Below are 24,879 nucleotides of genomic sequence, written 5' to 3'. Positions count from 1 at the left end.
AGATTCAACCCAATTTTTAGTGAACTCCCCCATGAATGAACCGCTAGAATATACTGGGAAATACCAACCGACACCCGCAGAAATTGAACAGCAGGGAATTTATCCTTATTTACCGAGCGGGGATCTGATCGAAGCGGTTAACTTGGCGATCGCACAACAACGACCTCTGTTGTTAGAGGGGGAAGCGGGATGTGGAAAAACAGGGTTAGCTGTTGCGATCGCCTATGAATTCACTCAAAAATATCTCAAAGGAACGACTCGCCAATGGCCTTATTTTTTCTGGAAAATCACCTCAGAAACTCGCCTGCAAGATGGATTTTACCGTTATAATTGTATCAAACTCTTTAGAGAAAATCAACTCTTTGAATCCCTTAATTCTTTAGAAAAATCTATCGATCCTCTCGAACTTGAACAACGGATAAACCGCTTAAAAGAGAGCAGGAGTTATCGGGAATGGGGACCGTTAGCTGAGGCTTTCCAACAGGAAGATTATCGCCCGATTGTGTTAATTGATGGTATCGATAAAGCCCAGATAGATTTTAGCCGAGATTTACCGTTAGAGTTCGATGAAATGGTATACAAAGTCAAGGAAACCGGAGAAATTATTGAAGCGAAAAATAAACCAATAATCATTATTACTCACAACAATAAAACGCCTTTAGCGGATGATGTCTTGCGAAAATGTTTTTATTTTTATGTTGAATTTCCCGATGAAGAACGCTTAGAAGAAATTATTCAACTGCGTTTTCCGAAATTAAACCGCAGTCAAAATCAGCTAATCGAAAATGCGATCGCCTGTTGTTTGGAGATGCGTGAAATTATCCAAGAACGTCCCGAAGGAAGACCACCCGGAACCGGCGAAGTGATTGAATTTATAGGTGCTTTACTGCAAAAACCCGTTAAACAAGCTCAAATTTCTTTAGAAAATCTACCCGAACAAATTGCCTTACTCGGAACTTTGATCAAGTCAAAAGAAGATCGGGTTTTCTATCAAAATTATGAGTAATAGAGTATCCGATAATATCCGATTACATTTGGGAAAAATGTTGTTGGAGTAGACGGTGAATAAACCGATAACGGCGACCAACCTTTTGTAAAAGTAACCGTTTAGTTGCAGTATTTAAAAACTGTTTAGTTTGCCAGGGAAGATAACCTTTATAAGACAAAAATCCCCGCAAAATAGACTGTTCTATCCAATTATTGATCGCCAACCGTTTGTAGAGAAACGCCCAAATCAAACCGACAATTAACCCGAACAAAACAACCCAAATTGATTCAAAAATGACACCAAGCGCAATCAAAGCGACAATTCCCCACCAAATCAAACCCGAAACAAATTTAACCCCAATACTATATTTTTTTTCCTGTTCATAATCCTGCAACCAACTCGGAGAAATCTCTTGAATTGAAAACTCAGACTTATTTTCTTCCTCCAAACGTTTGGCCAACCATTCCAAACCATGTCTAACCTTTTCCAAGTTTTTTTCTTCCCAATTTTTACGAGAAGTTGGCTGTTCTCTGTGGGGGGCGATTTGAGTTCTAATATAAGCATTAAATAAATATTGTCGCTGTTCTTCTAAAGTCTGCAACCGTTTCCAAGAAGAAATTAAAATTTCTTCATAAGCCAACGTCATCAGACTGAGAAACAACGGTTTTTTCGCCAACTTTAATAAACTCTCATCATTTTCAATATTATTCCAAAGTTCTCGACTGCGAGCATTCATCAAATAAGTTCTAATTTGTTTTTTGGTGAGGGGACGCAGCAAAATCGCACCGTTAAGCCGCAAAACCGCCTCGCAATTGTGGTAAGCTTCTACATTGCTACAAACCACTATATGAAGAGGACAAATATTGCTCGATAAAAATTCATTCAGCTTGAGAATACATCCATTTTGTTGGGGTTTTAAAACCTCATCCAACCCATCCAATAAAGGTAAAACTTGTAAGTGTTCGATCCAATCTTTAGCCAACTCGGTGGGAACATCATATTTAATCTTAAGCTGTTCAACAATCCAACTTTCAATCGATTGTTCGCTATCCGTCCAAGTTGCTAAATTTAATAAAAGCGGAATCGGTTCCCCTTCATCATTTAACGCCCGTCTAACCAATACCTTCGCCAACCCCATTAATGTTGTTGTTTTTCCCGCACCGGTTCCCCCGAGAATCAACAACTTTCCCCCGATGCGATCGAAAATTGGGATAATCCCACAGTCGGAGGATAGCCGAAAACTCGGACGATTTCCCACCTTGGCTTCGATATCCCAAATTCGCCGCATTCGTAAGGGGGGAGTTTCACGGACTAAATGGGTTAATACCGCTCGGTGAGGTGATTGTAACCGATATTGCTTGACTTCATTTTTAACGTGCTGAAGCAGTTGATAACGTTTCTGATAGGGGAGTCGATTGGAATTGAATCGTAACATAGAAGTAAAAGATATTGGCGTCAAATTCTAGCCAGCTTAAGTTTAATTGGATTTAATTTAAAATATACATGGTAGACGATCGTTTAAAATCTCGATGTCAAATTTTAGGATAAAATCCTGACTTTTCAGACACTATCCTGAAACTCCTTACACCCAATAACAGCTTTTCCGACTGAATGTCCGCTCAATTTTCCCCGAGAAACGAGGTTTATACTGATGTCCTTCAAACCTAGCCAGTTAGTGATTGCAGGTGCCGCCGGACTCGCTAGTGCCGTGATTGTAGCCTATATTACGGTATCGACTCCTTCTTCTCAAGCTCCCTCCTCCGACACTTCCAACTCCACCACGCCAGCGGAAAACACCCCTTCTCCCCTCGCCGCAGCGCCCGCCAACGCCCCCCCATCTCCGCCTTCTGGCGAAACTAACCCGATGGTGATTCGACCGCCTGTAGAGAATTGTCGCATTAATATGGCGGTGGTTGACGATCCCGAACCGCCTTTAAATGTTCGTTCATCCCCGGAAGTGAAAGAGGGTAATATTGTCGGTCAACTCGATAATAATACCTTTATTTCTGTTGTTAAGGAAGACCAAGGTTGGTTACAAATTAGCAGTCCGGTTGAAGGATGGGTGGCGAAAAATCGCACGAAAAGTAGCTGTGCAAATGTCAATCAAGCGATCAACTTTTTTCCGGGGGGAAATTCGGCGATTATTAAAGGTGAAATTATTGGCGGGGGAAGTCATCGTTATACGCTCAATGCACAAGCCGGTCAAACGTTAACTGTTGAAAGTCGCGAACAGGTTTTTCCCCGGATTGTTACCCCAGACGGACAACTTTTAGCCGGCGATCCTTATACTGACGATCGCACAGAATGGACGGGTGAACTTCCCCAAACTGGAGAATATAGTTTAGAACTTGATTCTAATTTTCGCGGATATGAATACGAATTTTTGGTGAAAGTTCAGTAAGGGATAAAATCTTAAATAAAAATTCAGAACAGGAGAGTTTGAAGATAATTTCTCTACAATAGAATCAAATTACCCAATCTGTAGGGGCGGGTTTTTTCAGTCACCAGTAATGTAGGGGCGGGTTCGCATAGATTTATTAATCTTACAAACAGCGTTGCTAAACCCGCCCCGACCTGACAGTTTTCTCCGACTTGGGGGCGGGTTTATGTCAGTTATTGGTGGGAAAATATAGATCGGGGTAGAACCCGCCCCTACGTGACTGTTTCCGAAAAGTTAACTCTTTTTAACCAAATATTACCGATGAACAAATTAATTTTTGATCCTCCCGCTTTATTAGCAGAAATTCCCCCCGGATACCTAAATATCATGGGTTATGTTGATGAATCCGAAGTCAACGGTCCCGGCTGTCGGGCGGTGGTTTGGGTACAGGGTTGTCAGCGAGAATGCGGGGGATGTTTTAACACGCCCTCTTGGTCTTTTGAAGCCAATCAGTTAATAAAAGTCGAAGAATTAGCCGATAAAATTGTTAGTAATTCTCGCAATCAAGGGGTAACATTTTCGGGCGGGGAACCCTTTTGGCAAGCCCCCGCTTTAACTCAACTGGCGAAACTTTTAAAAGCCAAAGGGTTAAATATAATGTCGTTTTCCGGCTTTACCTTGGACGAATTGCGATCGCCAAATGCCCCCGTCGGTTCTCAAGAATTGTTAAAGGAATTGGACCTGTTAATTGATGGGCCGTTTGTCGAATCTGTAGCCATTCATTCACCGGATTCTCTCGTATCTTCTCGCAATCAAAAAGTGAGAGTTTTTAATCCCGAATTTGCCGATCAACTGACCTGGGCGAGCGATCAAATTGAGATTCACGTTCTCAAAGATGGCAGTCGAATTATAACCGGTTTTCGGGGTCAAATGAATTTGGGTGAATGAGAATTTAAGGCACCCGATCCAATTCTACATTTAACAGGGAATATTGTTGCCAATCCCCCGCATCAAAATGCCACCATTCCGTAATTAAAGAATCAAAGCCGTACTGTTTCATCTTGTACTCCAACAAGTTACTATTGCGGCGAACTTCTGGAGAATTATAATAATAATCTCGGGCGGCTTTTTCGGTAAAATCATCAAAATCGGTGGGCATCTTTAATTCTTCCCCTGTGCGAAGATCAACTAAAGTTAAATCCACCGCAGCGCCGCGATTATGACGTGAACCTCTTTGAGGGTTGGCAACATATCGATTATCGGGTAAAATATCCCACATTTGTTTTGTTACAGACCAAGGTCGATAACAATCAAAAACCTTCAATCCCAAGCCCATTTCTTCTAGGTCTTGCTGCACGTTTGAAAGAGATTTGGCAACATCAGCCCGCAGCAAACAGCGGGGAACTGAATACAATTTTCGCTTTAAAAAGTTGTTTGTCGTGGCGTAACGAATATCCAGTTTAATATTAGGATTAATATCCCCAATATCAACCAATCTTTCCCAATCTTGAACTTGAGAATAGGCTTGAATAAAAGGAGGAGTTGACTGATTTTGTGCCATTTGTACCGCCATTGCCGGCCGGGAATTCACCTCAACTTTAACCCGAGGAACCGTGATTAGATGACATCCGATGATGGCAAACAATACACTAACAAATAAAACCAATTTTCGAGTCATATTTTCCGTCTGAGAACTCGATACAACTTGAAAAGAAGTGAATCAATTGGGGTCAGACGAAAGTCAACCCACTAACCCCTGATCTTGATGATTAAATGTCTAAGCGTTGATACACTTCTTCTAAATGCCTCAAATGATATTGAGGATCGAAACAGGCTTCAATTTCTGCGGTTGAAAGTTTGGCCGTTACCCGCTCATCTTTGACAATTAAATCGTAAAAATTGCCTCCGGGTTTGTTCCAAGCTTGGTGGGCGCAAGATTGAACAATACTGTAGGCTTCTTCGCGACTTAATCCCTTTTCAACTAAAGCCAACAAAACCCGTTGACTAAAGATAACACCTCCATAGAGATTCATATTTCGAGCCATGTTTTCGGGATAAACTAACAGATTTTTGACTAAATCTGTAATTTCCACTAACATAAAATGGGTGATGGTAGAGGAGTCCGGTAAAATCATCCGTTCTACAGAACTGTGAGAAATATCCCGCTCGTGCCACAACGCCACATTTTCTAAAGCCGCAACCGCATGACCCCGCAAAATTCGCGCCAGTCCCGTTAACCGTTCGCTGCGGATCGGGTTGCGTTTGTGAGGCATTGCTGAGGACCCTTTTTGACCTTTAGAAAAGTATTCTTCAACTTCTAAAACATCGGTCCGTTGTAAGTTGCGAATTTCCACCGCAAACCGTTCGATAGATGCTCCCAATAATGCTAAAATTTGGGAATATTCGGCATGGCGATCGCGAGAAATGACCTGAGTTGAAGCCGTATCCGGTTGCAGCCCTAAATTTTGACAGGCGATCGCTTCGACACGGGGATCGATATTGGCGTAAGTTCCCACCGCCCCGGATATTTTACCGACGGCGATACTCTCCCGCAAACGCACCAAACGTTCCCGGTTGCGACAGACTTCAGCCAGCCATCCGGCGAGTTTAAAGCCAAAAGAAATGGGTTCGGCGTGTATCCCGTGCGATCGCCCCACCATTACTGTATTGCGATGTTGTTGGGCTTGATAACGCAGGGCTTGACTCAAACATTCTATCCGTTCTAAAAGTAGATCGGTACTGGCAACCAATTGTAAAGCCAAAGCCGTATCTAACACATCGGAACTCGTTAAACCGAGGTGAATGTAGCGCCCGACATCGCCCACATATTCGTTAACATTGGTCAGAAATGCGATCACATCGTGGCGAACTTCGGCTTCAATTTCTTGCACTCGTTTGAGATCAAAATTTGCCTTGGCTTTGATCTGTTCGACGGCTTCGCTGGGAATATATCCTAACTCGGCTTGGGCTTCGCAGACGGCTATTTCCACTTGCAGCCAGGTTTTCAGTTTGTATTCATCCGTCCAAAGATTGCCCATTTCAGGCAGTGTATACCGTTCAATCATTTTTATTTGTTTGAATTTGACCTAATTTTTAGGGACTCGGTGACTTTACAAATGCCGCTTGACAGCAGATAACGGATCTGTGTATTCGCAAGCATAACCGTTTTATTTTAGCGGTCAGTGGCGATCTGGTGCGATGTCAATTGTTATTTTACCCTTTGAGCCGCTTTCATGGGTTCTCAAAACTCACATTTGACCGGGAAAGTTTATGAATAAGCCTGAGTGTTTGTATCGGGTTTTAAACTTTTGTAAAACTAATATTTACAAAATAATCTTTTCATCAAAAAGGGATGAAACTCGCATCAAATGATACAGCGTTGATTTGATTATACCTTATACTTTAGCTAGAATATTATTCTACTGTGCGATCGCATAAGGTACACCCTAAAAACCAGATTTACAAGAGAAATTGGGTTTTTAATCCCCTTTTTTAGAGAAAATCTAAACGTGCTTTTCAGTGTTAATCAGTTTAATTGGTTTTGGGAAACTCTCCAATCTGAAGGTAAAATTTTAGGCGCGATTTTACCCCGAACAATTGTTTTTGCCAGTTGGGGTCTTGGGGTGGCGAGTTTTCATGCTTTTCAACCGACGTTAGAATTAAATGTTGTCGGAAGTTTAACCACCAATGTTGCTTGTAACTTGGTGTTGGGGTTGTTATTGGTTTTTAGAACAAATGCAGCCTATGAACGGTTTTGTCAGGGACGCCAAGCCTGGGGAATTTTAACGGTTGAAATTCGCAATTTATCCCGAGAAATTCAGGTTGCTATTCCCGAAAAAGATGAGTATATCCACTCTAAAAAAACAGTTTTATTAAAACTATTAGCGGCGTTTGCAATTTCAACTAAATTTCATCTGCGACAACAAACCCCAACCACAGAATTAGATGATTGGCTGTCAGCAGAACTTTTAGATAAATGTCGTCAAACCCAAAATTTACCTCTAGAAATTTCCTTAGAAATTAGAAGTCATTTACAACAAGTCTGTCAACACCAAACCCTCACATCCGTACAACAAATGATCGTGCTAAATCAACTCAATCATCTCATCGAAGGCTTGACTTGTTGTGAACGAATAGTCGCCACATCAACGCCTCCCGCTTATGTCAATTTTTTGAGAAAATTAATCTTAATTTACTGTTGTTTATTACCCTTTAGTTTGGTCGATGCGTTAAACTGGTGGGTGGCGTTTGCAGTCGCGGCGATCGCTTTGGTATTACTCGGAGTTGATGAAATTGGGAGTCAAATGGATAATCCTTTTGGAGATGACGCCACCGATCTTCCCTTAGATGAAATTTGCGGTAAAATAATTCAAGGTGTAGAAAATACAATTTCCTCCGTTGAACAGGAGTCAACTCCAACCCCGACTAAAACTTCTAATTTGGTCGAGATCGCTTTGAGAAAACATTAGAAATCGATTAATTTAGGGGAATTATTAGAAACCGGGTTTTTTGCGATCGCTTTTTGCTTCTCCCGTTATTTTTTGTAAAAAACCCGGTTTCTCAGGTATAGATCAGAAACCGGGTTTTTTGCAACTTTTCTGAAAAACTCAGAAACCGGGTTGGTTGCAACTTCTTTTAACCGATCCCGTTATTTTTTCGGAAAAACCCGGTTTCTCAACAGATCAGAAACCGGGTTTTTTGCAACTTTTTATAGCTCAAAAACCCGGTTTCTCAAGTCAAATCGTAGATTTTATTCATCTAAATTTAACTTGATCGCCTCCCAAATTTCCGGTAAAACATTCCCCAAAGCATGATCGCTTTCCACTTCAATCAGTTTCACCCAAGGACGAGAAGCGGTATAATTGCGACTGGCTTCAATCGGAATAATTTCATCCTGTTTTCCATGTATAATTAACGTAGGGAGAGAACGGTTTAGCTGTTCATCCGAGTATTGAGATAAGTCTTCTATAAAGTGATAGTTTAAAAGAACATCCCGTTGTTCGCCGTGATGATAAACCGATAAATCTCGTTCAAGTTGCCATTTTTCCAGCTTTTCATTCCCCAAAAGCGGTAACACATGAATCAGAAATTCAAAGGCGGGAGCGAGTAAAATTAACCGTTCAACCGATGGATTTCTTTGAGCCAACCAAGTCGCAGTTAACCCCCCAAAACTCGAACCAACAATCACTTTTTTTTGCTCGGATTTGAGATTAAATTCGCTTTCAATTTGTTGCAATTGTCGGGTGAGGGTAAGATGATAAAAATCCCCTTGATTGAGATCGGGAATTTGTAAATCAATCTGTTTTTCTCGAAAGCGATCGCGTAAAAAATCCGCTTTAGCTGATTTGGGACTAGAAGCAAACCCGTGTAAATAAATATAAGATTTATCCATTGAACTGAGCAATAATAGGAAAATGATCGGACGGCCAAACGCGATCAATTTGAGTGCGATCAACGCTGACTCGATCCAAGTTTAAACGGCTATCATAATAGATCGTATCGACTGCGGCGAACCCTTTTCCGGTAAATTCGTGATAGCTCATTTGTTCCTCTAAGTCGATCTCAGCCAGTGCATCGTGCAACTGTACGCCATTGCTGAGGGGTTCAAGTAGGGTTTTGCGGGGAAGACTTTGAGGTTCGGCGTTAAAATCACCCGTAACCATAAACAAATATTCATCCGGGTTAAATTGACTCAAGCGATCGCGAATTAACTGAACGCTCAACTCTCTAGCCTGTTGACTCTCATAGTCGAAATGAGTATTAAAAATCACAATCGGCTTGTTTGATCCAGCACCGGCAAACACTCCCCAACTCACCATGCGGGGAATCGGATTTTTCCAGTCCGATGTGATACTTCCGACCAAATGGGGAGTCTCACTCAGCCAGAAATCGCCGTGTTTGAGACAGTGCCAACGCTGTTGAGGGTAAAAAATAGCACAATATTCGCTCAAACCGTTACCCAGGCGATCGACTCCTACACTTTGATAATTGCTCAAGCGTCGATGGAGGTCAAGCAACTGATGGGCTTTGGCTTCTTGAGTTCCAATCAAATCAGCATCCCAGTCCGCCATCAGTTCAGCAATCACCCTTCGCCGCCAGACCCAGGCATTGTTACCCGGATCGGGTTTATCATAACGAACGTTAAATGTAACAATTTTCATCACATCGACACCGAAAAAGCTGAACAGGAGAAATTATAAGTATAGTAGTCATTGATCGGTTCAGACAGTCATTTAAAATGTCTGAAGGATCATTCAATAATTGATAATTAATAATGGATAATGGATAATTACCTCGATCTAAATCAAGAGGATTGATACAGAGCAAGTCATCCGTTCACCGCCTTCGGAATTGGGAGGGAATCGCGGATGACTCGATTCCCTGGATAATTTTTCTTTTTTCTCCTTGAAAGGAGAGGTCTTAAACCTGATTAATTAATTATCAATTATCCATTGTCAATTATCCATTGATAACTTGATCTTCCCAGTCAGCTTTTTCCCGGAAACAATTCTAGACCTTAGAAGGGAGGACGAACCGGAGAACCCGCCGGTTCAACTAAGCAATTCACCACCTGATTGAGAACACAGACAGCAGGCCCGAGTCCGGTTTCTTGCAGCAAAGCATTCGTTAAATCGGTATTCGACAATTCCGCTTGAGCGATATTGGTGTTAATCAAGATAGCGCCTTGTAAATTGGCGTTGGAGAAATCGGCCCCCCTTGAGGTTAGCTTCGCGAAGATCGGCCGCAAATAGATTAGCATCCTCAAAGTTAGCATCGGCTAAATTGGCTTTGAAAAAGGTAGATTGACGCAGATCGGCGTTCTCGAAATTGGCTTCGGAAAGGTAGGCTTCGCTGAAGTTGGCTTCAAATAAATTCGCATCTCGAAAATCGGCTTTGCGAACGATCGCCCGGGTTAAGGATGCTCCCGATAAATCGGCTTGTCGCAGATCGGCGCCTTGTAAGTCTGCGTAGGTGAGATTAGCCTCGTAAAGATTAGCATCGGCGAGGTTGGCTCGAAATAAATTGGCTAGATACAGACTCGCGCCGTACAGGTTGGCGCTCCGCAGGTCCGTATCGCTGAGAATCGCCCCTTGCAGTTGAGCATTGAACAAGTTGGCTCCTCTGAGGTCGAGTCCGCGTAGGTCGGCGTACCGTAAATCACACCCCGGACAGCGATTGGTGGCCCGCAGTTGGGCGATCGCATCCTCATCTGCTGCCAAAGTTTCGGTTGCCAACCCCAAGGTCGAGAGTAAAATCGTGGTTGCTAGAGCTTGCAGTTTCATTATTGTTTTCCCCAATCAGCCAAAAAAATCCACAAATGAAGGCAAAATGAACGCATGAGGGCTTGTGCCACCGATTTTATCACGGGTAACAGAGATTGCCAGCGATTAACAGCTTTTGTTGCTTTTTTCAAGGGGTAAGTTGTTGACAATCTGGAAATTTGGGGTTTGAGAGTCGTGTTAAAAAATAGTAAAGGCGATTCGGGATTCAAAGCCCTGTCCATTGACAGAGAAAAATTGAACGATTTTTTGATAGCCGATTGACAGGGAACCATTTTCTAAAGTATCTTAAGCCAAACTAGCTTGAAAAGAAGCTCGTGCGATGCCGTTAAAAATTGGACAATTTTTGCAAAAGTTGGACAAATTTGAGTTTAATCCTTTCTATCTTGGGCGAACAGTAGGATTTTAACGATTTGAGTCTACTGCTCTGGTCGGTTGTGACTCAAATGCAGTATACTTCCCTATTGGGAATGCGCTCAAGTTCAAGGCGAAGAACGGGACAAACCCCCGGTGATTGCACCGAGATTCAAAAATTATATTGTCTTAGTGGAATTGTGGCGTGAAGCAGAAGGGAATGAGTCAAACGACAGCATTTATGGGGGGGTGTATGTTCACCGTAATGACCGCCCTCCTCCTGCTCATTGGGTGGCTATTGTTCGGCGACTTGCCTTCTAGCAACTCAAAAGATTCTTCAGAGTCTAATAGTAATCAACCCTATGGAGTGTTACCTTTCAATCCAACTCAACCCAATCAGCCCTTTGGTACCCTCCCATTTGGGCCACCCCAATCCAGTCAACCCTACGGTTCACTGCAACTTCCTCCTCCCCCTCCCCTGAGTCCGGTACCGAGTAATCCATCCGATAGCTCGAATCAAAATACTTCCGATCCTCAACTCCAAAACCAGCTTCAGCAGCAGCAAAACACCACCCAACAGCTTACAACTCAACTGGAGCGGCATCGGATGCAGATTGAGCAGTTGACGACGCAGACGGAACGCCAGCGCCTGCAAATCGAACAACTGACCTCGCAAACCGAGCAGCACCGGCTCAGAAATGAGCAGCTTTTGATGCAACTCAATGAACAGCAGCGGATGATGACTTGGACGGGTGGCTCGTCCAAACCGTTTCCGGTTCAGGCTTCGGGAGCGACTTCTAATATTCAAACGGCTGTACTTTGGGTTTTGGTGGGGATAGTCGTGGCTCTGTTTTTGGGGGGAAGCATTTTTATCTTGAGTTTGATTTTTGTCCTCACTCAGCCTCAGCGCCGTTCGTCGAATGTGAAAAAGTATCCCATGCAACCGATTAATTTTGCTTGGCCCTACGCTTTTTATGATGACCAAACGGACTTTCTCCCTCCCCCGGTTAAAACCCGACGCAACCGTTGAGAGGGTTTGAGGTGAATTTAGATCTCGCCCGAGTTGGGGGCGGACAACTCCTCACTCTCGGGTTTTAGCCATTCGCCAAATTCTTCGGAAAAGCGATCGGCTAAAATTGCCTCTCGAATCCGTTGGGTAAATCGGATTAATTCGGTAACATTGTGAATCGAGAGTAAAGTGTAGGCGAGGAGTTCTTTTGCCCGGACTAAATGGCCGAGGTAAGCCCGACTAAAGTTTTGGCAGGTGTAGCAGGGACAAGTTTCATCGAGGGGTTGAAAGTCTTCTCGAAACTGGGAATTTTTCAGGTTCCAGCGTTCCCCTTGGACTAACGCCGCCCCGTGACGGGCCAAACGAGTCGGTATCACGCAGTCAAACAAGTCGATACCGTTGGCGATCGCCTGGGCCATTTCCCGATAGGTTCCCACCCCCATCAAATAGCGGGGTTTTTCCTCGGGAAGAAAGGGGGTTGTGACTTTAACGATTTTTTCAATTAATTCGGCCGGTTCTCCGACACTCACCCCGCCGATCGCGTAGCCGGGAAGGTTCAGTTTAACGAGCGCCCGGGCGGCTTCTTGTCGCAAGTCGGGATAAACGCCCCCCTGGACAATTCCAAACAAGGCTTGATCGGAGCGTTGATGAGCGGTTATACAGCGTTCTAGCCAGCGATAGGTGCGTTCGGTCGCCGCCAACACCTGTTCGCGACTGGCGGGGTAGGGAGGGCATTCATCAAACGCCATGATCACATCCGCCCCCAGTTCATTTTGAATGAAAATGGAGCGTTCTGGGGTGAAGTGAATCATTTGACCATCGTGAGGCGAGCGAAAAATGACGCCCTCATCGTTGATGGTGCGAATTTCACTGAGACTAAATACTTGAAATCCACCCGAATCGGTGAGAATTGGCCCCTTCCAAGCCATAAACTTATGCAAGCCGCCGGCGGTGGCGACTATTTTTTCCCCCGGTTGCAAATGCAGGTGATAGGTGTTGGATAACACCATTTGGGCGCCTGCCGCTTCTAACTGAGCCGGAGTCAGGGTTTTGACATTGGCTAAGGTGCCAACCGGCATGAATCGGGGCGTTTCTACCCGTCCGTGCGGAGTCGAGAAAATACCCGCTCGCGCTGAGGTTTGAGAACTGCGAGCCTGAATCTGAAATGAAAAAGGTTCTGACATGAATTAACAAATGAGGGACTCAAAATTAGAGGGGATAGACGGTCAGAAAACGTCGCTCGACCGCCAATGTCATCCAAGTTTCCTTCTAATTTCTCACTCCCCATTGTCTGTGAACTACCTACAGCAAATCAATAGATTATGCGATAGGACAATTGCCCAAAGAATAGCTTTCTATTACAAGCAATAGCTAGTCTTACATTCTGGCGACAGACTTTGCCCCACGTCCCGCAGGTCAAAATACACGGTTTTCATCAATTACGTTTATGAGTCTAGCTTGGTTATCGCTATACTTCTGGCCGTGTCGAGTTGTGTGTCATCCTATCACGACGCAGGCAATTGATCTCAACATCTAATCACAGATGACGATGTGAGGTTTCTTGCCGTTGATGCTAAAAAGGGCAGTCCTCATCAAGCTGACTATCCCAATTTCCCGACAGGACTTGATCCATCACCGCATCGATGGCCGCAGCGTTGAACGTGCGACTCGAATGTTCTTCTAAGGCGTTAGAAAGCGGAATCAACCGGAGTAAATTCCCCTCTTGAACGAGATCGAAATAGGTTTCTTTGTCGGGAGATTGTTTCAGTTCGAGATAATCAAAACTGTTGACATTCAAGTAGAGAGCATGATTCGCTACTAAAGTTGCTTGCTGCTCCGAGGCGAACACCTCTAAGACATAGCCTTCCGCCTCGTTGCACACCTGCCCGTCTCTGATATGAAGATAACGGACATGGCCGAGATCAACAAGCAGTTTTTGCATATCACTCTTGTTGACGACTATGCCTGTATCGATGATACATGGAGCAGACACCCTGTAATTTAATTGGTCGTAACTCATGGAGCAAAAGCCTCTGATGTGATAAGTTCCCTTGGTGGCAACTCTATCTAGTCCAATTCGTGCGTTGTGGAAAGAAATTGAACATTGAATTTTTCCCCACACTTAAGTATATCCGAATTGGAGATAAAGTTACTGCTTCTGGAGTCGCAGTTCGGTTGGAACTGCTTCTTTGAGTCATTTTTTCGGAAGTTCTCTAAACTACAGACGAATTTGATTTTTTATTCAGTCGCCGTAAAATAGAATCCCTTCCGAATAAAGATTTTTGCCTCTATTCTTGACAAAATTTAGAGTTTTAGAGTCATACTTGGTGCTATTGACAAATAACACGCTGTTGCAACGCACCAATTCTAGCAAAGCTCAGACAGAAAGATCTAAGTAATTAATTTGATAATTCTGCCTTGGCTGTGGCGATCGTCACAATTTGCTGCCCGATCGGAAAAGCCGAATCGAATTTCACAAAATTGATCGAATTCGCACCCTTTGCAGATGGCAAAATCTGACAACCACCTCAACGACTGCAAGCAATAGAGAGGTATTATTTTCATTGTGGCACAGCTAAGAAAATATGTATCCCCTTGATTGAAAAATTGTAGCTATCGACCTCAAAACCGATGGCAGATCAAGGAAACATTTCCGCTAAAGTAAAGAAATCGACCCGACCCGGATGTTTCTATGTCAAATGACAGACTGATTCAGTCTATCAAACAATTTTGGCGACAGCAGACCGCCGCCATAGCCGCCGCGATCGCCTTCTACACCTGCTTACCCGTCCCCCTATCCTGGACGCTAGAATTTCGGGGGATTGCTCGGCTGGCTCCCGTCATTGGTTTAACGATCGGAGGAATGTTGGGACTGCTTGATGGGGGGTTAAACCTCTTGGGGTTTCCTCCCCTGCTGCGTTCGGCTTTAATTGTTGTCGGGGGAATCGCCATTACCGGGGGGTTGCATCTCGATGGGGCGATGGATACCGCCGATGGTTTGGCCGTGACCGATCCCAACCGCAGACTTGAGGTGATGTCCGATAGTCTCACCGGCGCCTTTGGGGTGATGGCCGCCATTGCGATCGTTTTGCTGAAAACCGCCGCCCTGAGCGATTTAGATCAATATCGCCCCCTCGTCTTCATGGCGGTTGCCGGTTGGGGACGATGGGGACAGTTGGTGGCGATCGCCCGTTATCCCTATCTTAAAGCCGTCGGAAAAGGCGCTTTTCACAAAGATTCTACTTATACTCCCTTCGATCTGATTCCCGGAATTTTACTTCTGTTGAGTTTGAGCGGTTTACAAATTTTACTCGACCCGAGCCGGTGGTTGGTTGCTGTCGGAATGGCCTTGGGCGGAGGGGCGATCGCCATCTTGATCGGGGCTTGGTTTAACGCTCGACTCGGCGGACATACAGGCGATACTTATGGCGCCGTTGTCGAATGGACAGAAACTTTTCTTTTATGCTTGTTGGTGGCTTTAGAAAGCGCTTAACTCCAAACCGTTCACTCCCATTGTCGGGCCAGTTGAAATATTAAGATCCAGGAAGTATGATGAGAATAGCGAATAATATATAGATTTAGGAGAAAAGCTTGAGCCTGTAAGTTGAGATTTCCCCTAACACTCGCTCGGCTCGGGGGGCAATCCAAACCATTCTGTGATTCAAGCCCAAAAAATTTAGGGTACATCGGAAACATTAGCTTTCTTGAGCCAACTCCATTTGGCAAGCTGTAGATCTGCAAGTTCATCTATTGGAGAGTATCGCTTAAACTTGTTGTCATGGGTGTTCGTCTAAGAACAAGAACAGTAGGTCAATTCCTGACTCCAACAGCATCCAATTTTAACTGAAATTCTTAAGAACACCGAGTTATCTTCGAGGTCACTCCATGCAAAATGAAAAACTATATCAGCAGGGTTTAACTAAAGCCCGTCAAGGAAATTATAGAGGCGCATTGGACGACTTCAATCAGGTACTCAGTCGTAATCCTAACCATGCCATTGCTTATAATAATCGCGCCTTACTTTATTATCATTTGAAAGACTATAAAAATGCAATCAAAGATTTAGATTATGCGTTGAAAATTAATCCGAAGCTGTCAGAAGCCTATCTAAATCGGGGAAATGCTTGGCGTCATTTGGGGAATTATAAAAAAGCCATCAAAGACTTAAAAATTGCCTTGAAATTTAACCCAACCAGCGATGCTATTCACAATAATTTGGGTTTGGCAATTGCTCAAAGCGGAGAATACGAAGAAGCGTTAACCTACTACAACAAAGCCTTACTGTTCAATCCGAAAAACTACAAGACCTATTATAACCGGGGTCGAGCTTTTTACATCACCGGACGAAAACAAGAGGCCCTGCAAGACTTTAACAAAACCATAGAACTTGCTCCAAATTACACAAAAGTCTACATAAATCGAGGTCTTTGCTATCATCAACTCGGAGAACATGAACAAGCCATAGAAGATTATAACACCGCTTTAAAAATCGATACTTATAACGTTTACGCCTACTATAATCGAGGTTGCGTTTACTACAGCTTGAAAGAAATGAAAGCTGCAATTGATGATTTTAATCAAGCCCTACTCATCGATCCGAGTTACATTAAAGCCTACCTAAACCGAGGATTAGCACTTTATAAATCGGGCGATCGCGTGGCTGCAAATAAAGACTTTTATCATGTCATGTGTGTCAACGCTGACGCCTATCTTTACTACCAAGCCCAGCGAGGAACCCCCCACGATGAAAGCTATTCTCGCAACGCTCCTCAAATGGAAGTTAATCAAGGTGGAGAATACTTTTACACCACCTTTTTAGAAGGAGTATGGGATGAAGTCGATCTCAATTGTCGAGAATCAACTATTTGTGAAGCCGAATTTATTGATGATTAACCCCATTTTTGAGGGAAAAACCCGGTTTCTCAAAAGTGACCGGGTTTTTAGAATCAATTCTGATAAATTCCGAAGTTTTATTAACTCAATTGACTTCCGAAAACCTGAGTCCAGTAGTGATTCCAGTTTTCATTTCCCGTATCATTTTCGAGGAAATAATAACCGACTCCAATTTCGGTAAAATCCGGGTTGAGAAGATTCGCCCGATGTCCGGGACTATTGATCCACCCTTCTACAACCGCTTCGGGAGTCGAATAACCCGCCCCAATATTTTCTCCGGCCGTAGAATAATCATAACCCACCTCTAAAATGCGATCGCCAACATTAGACCCATCAACACCGATATGATCGAAGAAATCCTTTAACGCCATATCTTCGCTGTGATTTTCGGCCGCCATCCCCAATTGAGAATTGAAAGTCAAAGGAGATAAACCATTTTCGGAGCGAAATTCATTACTTAATTGTACCACACGATTAATCAAATTTTCGGGAAGATCGATAGGTTGAGAACTCTGAAAAATCTGAGCGTTTACAAAATCATCAAGGGTAATCTCAGAGGGTTGAATTCCCTCAAGTTTGGCGATCACTTCCCCTGTCGCGACTACGGTAATTTGAGTTAAATTTGAACCGTTATTTTCAACTCTAAACTCCGTCACCCCATCGGGAAGTTCCATCAAATCAATACCATCTTGAAAGTCAGTAATAACATCAGTTCCTTGACCATTTTCTCGCAAGCCAAAAATATCGGCACCCTGACCACCCGTTAACGTATCGACCCCTAAATCACCATAAAGCGTATCATTTCCGCTTCCGCCAGTAAGTTCGTCATTTTCTCGACCGCCAAATAAACTATCATCACCGCCCCCGCCAATTAGCGTATCTTCCCCCAAATTTCCAAACAAAACATCGTTGCCATCTTGTCCGTCTAAAGAATCATTATTCTTCCCCCCCAATAACGTATCATTTCCACTTCCACCCAACACAAAATCATCATCTTGATTCGTAATAATTAATTCAGAATCAGCGGAACCGTTGACCGTATCTTCGCCCCCCAACGTTAAGACACCACCAGGAAAATCCGTTAATTGACCCGCAGAAAGAGTAATCAACTCGGAGGAATTGTCCCCCATCAACAAACCCAATTCTGTATCCGGTACCAAAACCATGATTTACTCCGATTTTTATCCGTATCTTGCTAAACAAACACCGTAAAGCTTAACAACAGCATTGCGTCCTGATGTTAGAGTACCCCCAAATTTTCTTTTTCAAAACAAACCCTTGAAATTTGGAAAAAATCAACAAAACTTTACCTCAATTGTGTCACTTCTCCAATTGTCTACAATTTTTAACCCGTTGTCTTCCGTAAAATTTCGGATTTGCTATGTAGCTTAAAGAACTATCACACATAAGCTTGAGATTTCCTGAGAAGATTTTAGACTTTTTGTATAAAGAAACATCCCCCAACTGCTGCTAGTCCATCCAAATAACTTCTTTTTTGTCAACCCCTACCCCAAGTCCTGACCATGAACTATCCCATCAAGTCGATTTCTCAATTCGGTGAAATCAAAGCCACACTCAACCAACCCACTCTCTATATTTTTGAAGGAAAACAAGGAGAATATTTAACTCTGGGAGTATACGAAGGAACTTCAAAAGCAAAACTTTTAAGCCCTTCTGGACAAAAATTAACGAGTCTTGATTCTGGTGAGTGGAAAGGGATTTTACCCGAATCTGGTATTTATCGAATTTTAGTTTATCCCCAAGAAGAATCTAGCAAGTCGGCGATTAAGGTTGATTTAACTCAAACTCAAACTAGAAATTCTGACAAGTCTCCGTTTAAAGATTGGCGGTTATTGGAATATACTTATAAAGCCAGTCGATTCGTTGAAGTTGGAGAAAATTTAGAGAAAACTTCTCTAGAAATTAGTTTGTTTGAAGAACAAATTCAACCCCTCAATATTCGGTGTAAAACTGGTCAAACTCTGACGGTTGGGGCGAATGCTGTTTCCTTGGCGATTAAATCTCCGACGGGTCAATTATTAACTTTAAAAGAAGGTTTGGTTACGGCTTCTATTACTCAAGATGGGGTTTATCAAGTGTTAGTCATTGGTGAAGATTATCCCATTACTACTCCCATCACTTTAAATGTTAAGTAACTATCTCTTTCTACCCCAAAAACCCGGTTTTTTTGAAAAACCGGGTTTTTAATCCTTATTGGGATTTCAGAATTCAAAATTTATCATTCAGAATTTAGTCAACTGGATGCTGTCCGTAAAAGGGTAAAGCTTCCGACCAATGAGGGCGTTTTCCTTGTTGAAAATCTAAATGGGCTAACTCTAATAAACTCATGGCTGAGTCTCCCAAACCTCCTTCAAGTTTAATCAGTTTATAAGGATTTTTCCACTTTTCTAACGTTGTTTGCCAAGCTTCCAATGACATCACGCTATCGGGTAAATATTCAATTAAAGTCTCTTGTTTGCCATAAATAGCCACAAAAAACTGACCCCGTTGGGCGGGCATTTGTAGGGCTAAATTGTCCGATAAGGTTGCATCTTTTGGAAAGATTTGCCAAGCCATTCCCGCCAGGGTTGAAATCGAAAATAATGGAATCTCTAACTGTTGGGCTAATATTCTCGCTGTCACTACGCCCATGCGAGTCCCCGTAAAGCTACCCGGACCTTTTGCAACCGCAATTAATTTAAAATCTGACCAAGTTTGAGGTTGAATAAACTCCGCCAAATATTGATGGAGTTGTACCGATAAATCTCGCCCCAAATTCCAAGATTGATAACGAATTTCTTCGGTAAAATTACCAACGGCTAACCCAAGTTCAGGGCTGCTGGTATGAATGGCTAAACCATATTTTAGGCTATCAGAGGGCATTATTTCAAACCTGTAGACAAAACTTAATAATTTCCTTTGGAGTAAAACATCGGCATTGCAATAAAAATCGCGGCTAAAATAATCCCAAAAAAGCCTTGATTTGCTTCCTTAATCTCCCAAAAAGTAAATAACACAAACAAACTGGCTATTGTACCGAATAAAACGCCGATTTCAATTTCACCGCTTTGAGAAACTAGGCTTTTGACCTTGAGAAAACCCAAGGCAATTATAAAAGCCATAAACGGGGTAAAGACGATGACATTGGTTGTAAAAATAAAGCTAATCATCGACCCCATTAACACATCCATCCAAAACTCTTTTTTCTGGATTTTGTTCATCCAAAACTTATGAGAAGTGAGTTGAGAGACTTGTAAATAAACCGGATGAGTTTGCAATTTAATCAATTGATTTCTCAGTTGAGTTTTTCGGTCTAAAATTAACAGCTTTTTCCACTCGGGAACACTTTTTCCTTTAAGTCTTCCCAGTAACTTCACTTGGCGAACATTCTTCGGTTGCAGTTGGGTGAGTTCATAACCGATGATTTTCGCTAAATAACCATAACTAATAATCCGACTGTCTGGACGGTTAATCACAACAGTAAGCTGATGTTTTTTAACCAAACTGACTTGAATCTTGACCTCATAATTATTCAAGACCGCTTGTAATTTTTCTTGAATAATTTTAGCTTGAGATTGAATTCTATACTGACTTCTGGTGACGGGTAAAGGTTGAGAAGAGGTTAACCTCGAAGTCGAATTTTCATCCGCTTTTTCTATAGAAGGTGTTGAATCAATTTCCGCCGGAATTTTTAACCCCGGAAAAGCATCAATATAAGTCGGACGGGGGTTTAAATGTCGCAAAACCGCAGCCGCAGAATGATAACGTCGGCTGGTCGCCCCCTGCAACATTTGATCTAAAACCCGTCCCAATTCATCGCTAACAGGAGTTTTTAAATAATCTCGCCAAGCCCAACTTCCCTCTTGACTATCAAATAAATCGAAAGGCGGAACTTCAGTTAACAGATGAATACAAGTCACTCCCAAACTATAAATATCACTCGCAAATACCGCTTTTCCCATCAATTGTTCCGGCGCTGTATAAGCCGCACTTCCGATCATTGTACCCGTTTTCGGTAACATTCCATCGGTCATTAATTTAGCCGCCCCAAAGTCCACTAAGACCAAATTTCCCCCGGTTTCTACTCTCGTCCGACGGCGAATAATATTTTCCGGTTTGATATCTCGATGAACAATTTTATGACTGTGAATAAACTCTAAAACGGGCAGTAAATCCTTTAATAACTGTCTAATTTTTTCTTCACTATAAGACCCTTTTTCAAACAACTCTTGGGCCAAATTTCTGCCTTCAATAAATTCTTGTACTAAATATTGATAGCCCTCTTGTTCAAAATAACCCAACCATTTAGGAATTTGAGAATGTTGTCCCAAACGTTCGAGTTGTTTGGCTTCTTGTTGAAATAACTCCGCCGCTTTTTTCCCGTTCATTCCCTGCGGGAAAAACTGCTTAATCGCGCACCGAGGTTGAGAAACTTTCGACTCATCCACCGCTAAAAATGTCCGACCAAACCCGCCTTGTCCAATTAATTGAATGCCTCGATAACGAGAAGTTTGAGTCGTTTCATCAGCAGATTTTAAGACCAAAACCGAACCGCAACTTTCACAGAATTCGGCATCGTTGGGATTTTGTGGACGAGTACAATTGGGATTAAAGCAATGACTCATTTGAATATAGAATGCAGAAGACGCATCGATTTAAAATTGAAAATATCAACAGAAAAAATCCGAGGGAAGCGAAAAAAATAAAGGACAGAGAACGGGAAATATAACAGAATTTTAGCTTTTATCCCTTCTGGTCGCGATGAATTAAATCTCACCGATGATTGGGAAAATTTCCCCTATTTTCTCCATCCTTTGATCCCCTCAACCATTGGTTTTTAGGTGGGGATCAACTCACCCGGACGCAACTTCGCCCATTTCCCCATTTCTTCGGTGAAACTCTCACAACCCACAACATCCCATTCCATCTCGATCTCGTCGTCTCGGGAACGAATGTTAACATTGATTGTAGGTTCAATCGGGTCGAAGGTTGGATTTTCAGTCAGATGACGTTCTTGATGCTGTGTTTCTACCGCGTGGTAGGTCATACAGCGATCGACATAGTGACAATTGACACAAATACACATCTTAAAAATATCCTCTGTGCATTTCAGCAGACTCAATTGAATTCAAGTCCTTTCTTAGCTAATGTAGCTTAGGCAAGACAATACTGGCCGCGCCAACTAGGTTGATTTTTGTTGCAATGTCAAAAGCGTTTCACTCGATCGGGTTTACAGAAACATGGCCGTTTGATCTCCAATGGCTACCCCAACCCGCTTATTTGGTGGGAGGTGCAGTCCGAGATGCCTTGCTTGGGCGAAAAGCAGAATATTTAGACTTAGATTTTGTCTTATTTGAACAAGCGATTCATACTGCTCAGAATATAGCTAAATATTATAAAGCCGGATTTGTATTATTGGATGCCGAGCGCCAAATCGCACGGGTGGTATTTCCCGACGCCACCGTTGATTTTGCCCAAGCCGAAGCCAATAGTTTACACCAAGATCTGCAACGGCGCGATTTTACCCTCAATGCGATCGCCTATAACCCGTTTACCCAAGAACTGATCGATCCCCACAACGGCCAAACCGACATCGAAAAGCGACTGATCCGTATGATCTCCCCGGAAAACCTCCGGGATGACCCCTTGCGACTCCTGCGGGGCTACCGTCAAGCCGCCCAACTCGGATGTCAACTCGAACCTCAAACCCAGTCTACCATCCGCCAACTCGCCCCCGCACTCTCTCAAGTCGCCGTCGAACGAATCCAAACCGAGTTAGGCTATTTGTTAAATTGCCCTCAAGGTGCAGTCTGGATCAAACAAGCCTGGGAAGATGGTTTACTGTCCGGTTTCTTTCCCCACGCCTGCCAACAATTTCACCAACTCCTCAAGATTAACCCTGCCGTTGCCGATCTCGATCGCGAATCGCCCGAATTAACCTCGCTAATTACCCATCCTCTGCGAGAAACCCTCAAAACCTCTTTACTCGCCCTCGCCAAACTCACCTGTTTGCTGACTCCCGATCCGGTTGTCGCCGAAATCGAGTTAACTCAACTAAAATACAGCAAAGTTGAACTCAAAAGTGCGATCGCTCTGATCAAAGGTTTATCAGCCTTACAGGAGACTCCCCCCTCCCAAATGTCTCTGAGACAGCAGTATTTCCTCTTTCAAGACGTGGGAACCCTGTTTCCGGCTTTGGCAGTCCTGGCGATCGCGAACGGCGTTTCATCGGCCAGCCTGTCGCCTCTGGTTGCACGTTTCTTGAACCCCGACGATCCGGTTGCCTATCCTCGGGCGTTGGTGACGGGAAATGAATTAATGAAAGCTTTAAATTTATCTCCCAGTCCGAAAATTGGTCAACTGCTGATGAAGATCCAACTTGCACAAGTAGAAGGTCAGATCTTCACTCCCTCTCAAGCCCTTCAATGGGCTGCCCAAAGCCTTGAACAAGGCGAGTAGTCCTTCATTTTATCTTCTCCTTGTGCCGTGACTCAGACGGGAGAATTTTTCTAGATACTTACCCGACTCTCAGTTGCGTGAAAATTGAGTTTGCGTAAAAAGTCTTTAGAATTGGTCAGGAGTGTTGGTGATGAGTCGTTGGACTTGGATGGAGTGTTTAATTTGGGTCGGTGCGATCGCTGCAATTTCTTCGATTTCCCGCCCTCAGTCCGATGTTTTGGTTTCTCGTCAGTCTAATTCGGGTGTCAGTCAATTTCCGTCTTGGGTTGCTTCTCCCGAATGCGAGGATCAAAAACCTTTGGGGTTTGGTTTGATTAATATTCAACAAAAATCGGCTTCAGAGTCCGCTTGCGACTCTTCACGCCGCCGCAATCAAAAATATCCGAAAGATTCCTCGCAATATCTCAGTTTGACGGTCCAATCGATCCGATAACCGATACAAACCCCTTAACCAGTCACCCTTCGGGTTCGGCAGTCGCTTCACTTGGGGGGACCCCAAGACCGCGCTGCCTCACCAGTCACCAGCGCGCTCCTGGCGACGGGTGACTGATAACTCCCTTCTGCTTATAGCAAGATTGCCTATTGCCCCTTTCCCCCTTCCCCTTTCCCCCTTCTCCTTTCCCCCTTCCCCTTTCCCCCTTCCCCTTTCCCAAGATTGCCTATTGCAAAAGCGCGAAGTGCTGCTATATTCCCCCAAAATTTCGCCGATTTTCGATTGACAAATCCTCGGACTTGACCTATTTTATAAGAATGGAAATATGTGCCAACCTATAATGTACTTTTTCCACCCCGCTTCACGACAATTTAGGCTTAAATTTAGGCTTTCCAAAACTTCTCAATTAATTCACTTGCAACTCTCAACCCTGCACTCAACTTTAGCCCCAAAACAATAAGTTTTTTTAATCAAAACCACAAAATCGTTTTAATAAACAAAAGTTAAGCTAAAAAATCGAAATTTTTACTGAGAAAAATTTTCAAAAAGTTGACGAAAATATAGGGCTTCTGGTAGGCTATAAAAAACACCACCCAAGGGGTTACTGTGTCCACACGTCAAAATAGAAGCTAAAACCCCTATTCTCTCGTTAAAAATCAGAAGATTCTGACAAAAAAATAGCAACCCCGACGCACGAATTTTGAAAGTCCAAAGCCAAGCCCAAAATAGACATCTTGACAAAACAGAGAATTTATGTAGTCTCTCAAGAGTCAGGAGTCACCGAGTCACCGATACAGGAGTCACCGAGTCAGAAGTTCAGAATTCCCCTTTCCCCTTTCCCCTTTCCCCTTTCCCAAGATTGCCTATTGCCTGTTGCCTTCTGCCTTTTTCCTTGACAAAACCAAACCGTACAGTCTATCTTAGGGATAGATCATCTATTATATTGATCTGCTTTGTAATACGCTTTGATAAAACTGTACAGTCTAGTTAAGTGACGAGTTGATTGATGGACATTATTTCACTCTCATTGCTTTTCGGACTAATCGTGGTATCCGATCAAATCCTCAACGGTCAATTCAAAAT

23 protein-coding genes are annotated in these 24,879 nt (G+C 43.2%); 10 read left to right on the top strand and 13 right to left on the bottom strand.

The annotated features are described in order from the left end of the window. Positions 1-31: 31 nt before the first annotated feature. Positions 32-1,006 (top strand): AAA family ATPase, encoded by a 975-nt coding sequence (locus ACL6C3_RS06350; RefSeq protein ID WP_413166294.1) that lies wholly within the window; start codon positions 32-34, stop codon positions 1,004-1,006. 22 nt (positions 1,007-1,028) lie between these two features. Here ACL6C3_RS06350 and ACL6C3_RS06345 read toward each other — a convergent pair whose 3' ends face one another. Next, positions 1,029-2,423: an NACHT domain-containing protein gene (locus tag ACL6C3_RS06345; RefSeq protein ID WP_413166292.1), complete on the bottom strand. Its 1,395-nt coding sequence runs from the start codon at positions 2,421-2,423 to the stop codon at positions 1,029-1,031. A 216-nt stretch (positions 2,424-2,639) separates the two neighbouring features. Here ACL6C3_RS06345 and ACL6C3_RS06340 point away from each other — a divergent pair, with 216 nt between their 5' ends. Together ACL6C3_RS06340 and ACL6C3_RS06335 are read left to right on the top strand one after the other, a co-directional pair. Then, positions 2,640-3,389: an SH3 domain-containing protein gene (locus tag ACL6C3_RS06340; RefSeq protein ID WP_413166290.1), complete on the top strand. Its 750-nt coding sequence runs from the start codon at positions 2,640-2,642 to the stop codon at positions 3,387-3,389. A gap of 300 nt (positions 3,390-3,689) precedes the next feature. Beyond that, positions 3,690-4,316 (top strand): 4Fe-4S single cluster domain-containing protein, encoded by a 627-nt coding sequence (locus tag ACL6C3_RS06335; RefSeq protein WP_413166289.1) that lies wholly within the window; start codon positions 3,690-3,692, stop codon positions 4,314-4,316. 4 nt (positions 4,317-4,320) lie between these two features. Here ACL6C3_RS06335 and ACL6C3_RS06330 read toward each other — a convergent pair whose 3' ends face one another. Continuing rightward, positions 4,321-5,046, bottom strand: coding sequence for a M15 family metallopeptidase (locus ACL6C3_RS06330; RefSeq protein WP_413166287.1), 726 nt, complete (start codon positions 5,044-5,046; stop codon positions 4,321-4,323). A gap of 91 nt (positions 5,047-5,137) precedes the next feature. Beyond that, positions 5,138-6,433, bottom strand: coding sequence for an adenylosuccinate lyase (purB, locus tag ACL6C3_RS06325; protein WP_413166285.1), 1,296 nt, complete (start codon positions 6,431-6,433; stop codon positions 5,138-5,140). Between the two features lie 444 nt (positions 6,434-6,877). Here purB and ACL6C3_RS06320 point away from each other — a divergent pair, with 444 nt between their 5' ends. Next, entirely contained in the window at positions 6,878-7,837 is a 960-nt protein-coding gene (locus ACL6C3_RS06320; protein WP_413166284.1) for a bestrophin family protein, read from the top strand. 281 nt (positions 7,838-8,118) lie between these two features. On the opposite strand, the gene ACL6C3_RS06315 is transcribed toward ACL6C3_RS06320, so the two are convergent. The 4 genes from ACL6C3_RS06315 to ACL6C3_RS06300 form a co-directional block, all read right to left on the bottom strand. After that, on the bottom strand, positions 8,119-8,760 hold the full coding sequence (locus tag ACL6C3_RS06315) for a YqiA/YcfP family alpha/beta fold hydrolase (protein WP_413166282.1): 642 nt from the start codon (positions 8,758-8,760) through the stop codon (positions 8,119-8,121). Next, positions 8,753-9,529, bottom strand: coding sequence for an endonuclease/exonuclease/phosphatase family protein (locus tag ACL6C3_RS06310; protein ID WP_413166280.1), 777 nt, complete (start codon positions 9,527-9,529; stop codon positions 8,753-8,755). The genes ACL6C3_RS06315 and ACL6C3_RS06310 overlap by 8 nt, the downstream gene beginning before the upstream one ends. A 356-nt stretch (positions 9,530-9,885) precedes the next feature. After that, the gene (locus ACL6C3_RS06305; RefSeq protein WP_413166278.1) at positions 9,886-10,044 is read right to left on the bottom strand and encodes a hypothetical protein; all 159 of its coding nucleotides are present in this window, start codon (positions 10,042-10,044) and stop codon (positions 9,886-9,888) included. Next, on the bottom strand, positions 10,037-10,651 hold the full coding sequence (locus ACL6C3_RS06300) for a pentapeptide repeat-containing protein (RefSeq protein ID WP_413166276.1): 615 nt from the start codon (positions 10,649-10,651) through the stop codon (positions 10,037-10,039). The genes ACL6C3_RS06305 and ACL6C3_RS06300 overlap by 8 nt, the downstream gene beginning before the upstream one ends. Positions 10,652-11,222: 571 nt before the next feature. Between ACL6C3_RS06300 and ACL6C3_RS06295 the strand changes: the two genes are divergently transcribed. Beyond that, positions 11,223-12,032 (top strand): hypothetical protein, encoded by an 810-nt coding sequence (locus ACL6C3_RS06295; RefSeq protein ID WP_413166274.1) that lies wholly within the window; start codon positions 11,223-11,225, stop codon positions 12,030-12,032. 17 nt (positions 12,033-12,049) lie between these two features. Here ACL6C3_RS06295 and tgt read toward each other — a convergent pair whose 3' ends face one another. Further along, the gene (tgt, locus tag ACL6C3_RS06290; RefSeq protein WP_413166272.1) at positions 12,050-13,195 is read right to left on the bottom strand and encodes a tRNA guanosine(34) transglycosylase Tgt; all 1,146 of its coding nucleotides are present in this window, start codon (positions 13,193-13,195) and stop codon (positions 12,050-12,052) included. A gap of 389 nt (positions 13,196-13,584) precedes the next feature. Continuing rightward, a complete protein-coding gene (locus ACL6C3_RS06285; protein ID WP_413166270.1) occupies positions 13,585-14,031 on the bottom strand; it encodes a hypothetical protein in 447 nt (148 codons plus the stop codon). A 672-nt stretch (positions 14,032-14,703) separates the two neighbouring features. On the opposite strand from ACL6C3_RS06285, the gene cobS reads away from it, so the two are divergent. Next, positions 14,704-15,504: an adenosylcobinamide-GDP ribazoletransferase gene (gene cobS, locus ACL6C3_RS06280; protein WP_413166268.1), complete on the top strand. Its 801-nt coding sequence runs from the start codon at positions 14,704-14,706 to the stop codon at positions 15,502-15,504. A 392-nt stretch (positions 15,505-15,896) separates the two neighbouring features. Next, on the top strand, positions 15,897-16,904 hold the full coding sequence (locus ACL6C3_RS06275; RefSeq protein WP_413166266.1) for a tetratricopeptide repeat protein: 1,008 nt from the start codon (positions 15,897-15,899) through the stop codon (positions 16,902-16,904). A gap of 80 nt (positions 16,905-16,984) precedes the next feature. Here the strand turns inward: ACL6C3_RS06275 and ACL6C3_RS06270 are convergent, their stop codons facing one another. Further along, positions 16,985-18,070 carry a CAP domain-containing protein gene (locus ACL6C3_RS06270; protein ID WP_413166264.1) on the bottom strand — a complete coding sequence of 362 codons (1,086 nt, stop codon included), beginning with the start codon at positions 18,068-18,070 and terminating at the stop codon, positions 16,985-16,987. Between the two features lie 357 nt (positions 18,071-18,427). Between ACL6C3_RS06270 and ACL6C3_RS06265 the strand changes: the two genes are divergently transcribed. Then, the gene (locus ACL6C3_RS06265) at positions 18,428-19,060 is read left to right on the top strand and encodes a hypothetical protein (RefSeq protein WP_413166262.1); all 633 of its coding nucleotides are present in this window, start codon (positions 18,428-18,430) and stop codon (positions 19,058-19,060) included. Positions 19,061-19,154: 94 nt separating this feature from the next. On the opposite strand, the gene tsaB is transcribed toward ACL6C3_RS06265, so the two are convergent. From tsaB to ACL6C3_RS06250, 3 genes are all read right to left on the bottom strand, one after another. Beyond that, positions 19,155-19,787, bottom strand: a complete 633-nt coding sequence (gene tsaB, locus ACL6C3_RS06260) for a tRNA (adenosine(37)-N6)-threonylcarbamoyltransferase complex dimerization subunit type 1 TsaB (RefSeq protein ID WP_413166260.1) — start codon at positions 19,785-19,787, stop codon at positions 19,155-19,157. Between the two features lie 23 nt (positions 19,788-19,810). Beyond that, positions 19,811-21,529 carry a protein kinase domain-containing protein gene (locus tag ACL6C3_RS06255; RefSeq protein ID WP_413166258.1) on the bottom strand — a complete coding sequence of 573 codons (1,719 nt, stop codon included), beginning with the start codon at positions 21,527-21,529 and terminating at the stop codon, positions 19,811-19,813. Between the two features lie 212 nt (positions 21,530-21,741). After that, a complete protein-coding gene (locus ACL6C3_RS06250) occupies positions 21,742-21,990 on the bottom strand; it encodes a Ycf34 family protein (RefSeq protein ID WP_413166256.1) in 249 nt (82 codons plus the stop codon). A gap of 116 nt (positions 21,991-22,106) precedes the next feature. Here ACL6C3_RS06250 and ACL6C3_RS06245 point away from each other — a divergent pair, with 116 nt between their 5' ends. Next, the gene (locus ACL6C3_RS06245) at positions 22,107-23,363 is read left to right on the top strand and encodes a CCA tRNA nucleotidyltransferase (RefSeq protein ID WP_413166254.1); all 1,257 of its coding nucleotides are present in this window, start codon (positions 22,107-22,109) and stop codon (positions 23,361-23,363) included. A gap of 130 nt (positions 23,364-23,493) precedes the next feature. After that, the gene (locus ACL6C3_RS06240; RefSeq protein ID WP_413166252.1) at positions 23,494-23,796 is read left to right on the top strand and encodes a hypothetical protein; all 303 of its coding nucleotides are present in this window, start codon (positions 23,494-23,496) and stop codon (positions 23,794-23,796) included. Positions 23,797-24,879: the final 1,083 nt, after the last annotated feature.

This window comes from Capilliphycus salinus ALCB114379 (assembly GCF_047276495.1).
GTDB lineage: Bacteria > Cyanobacteriota > Cyanobacteriia > Cyanobacteriales > Microcoleaceae > Capilliphycus > Capilliphycus salinus.
The sequence above is the reverse complement of the archived record's forward strand: the minus strand, read 5'-3'. Positions and strand labels throughout refer to the sequence as shown.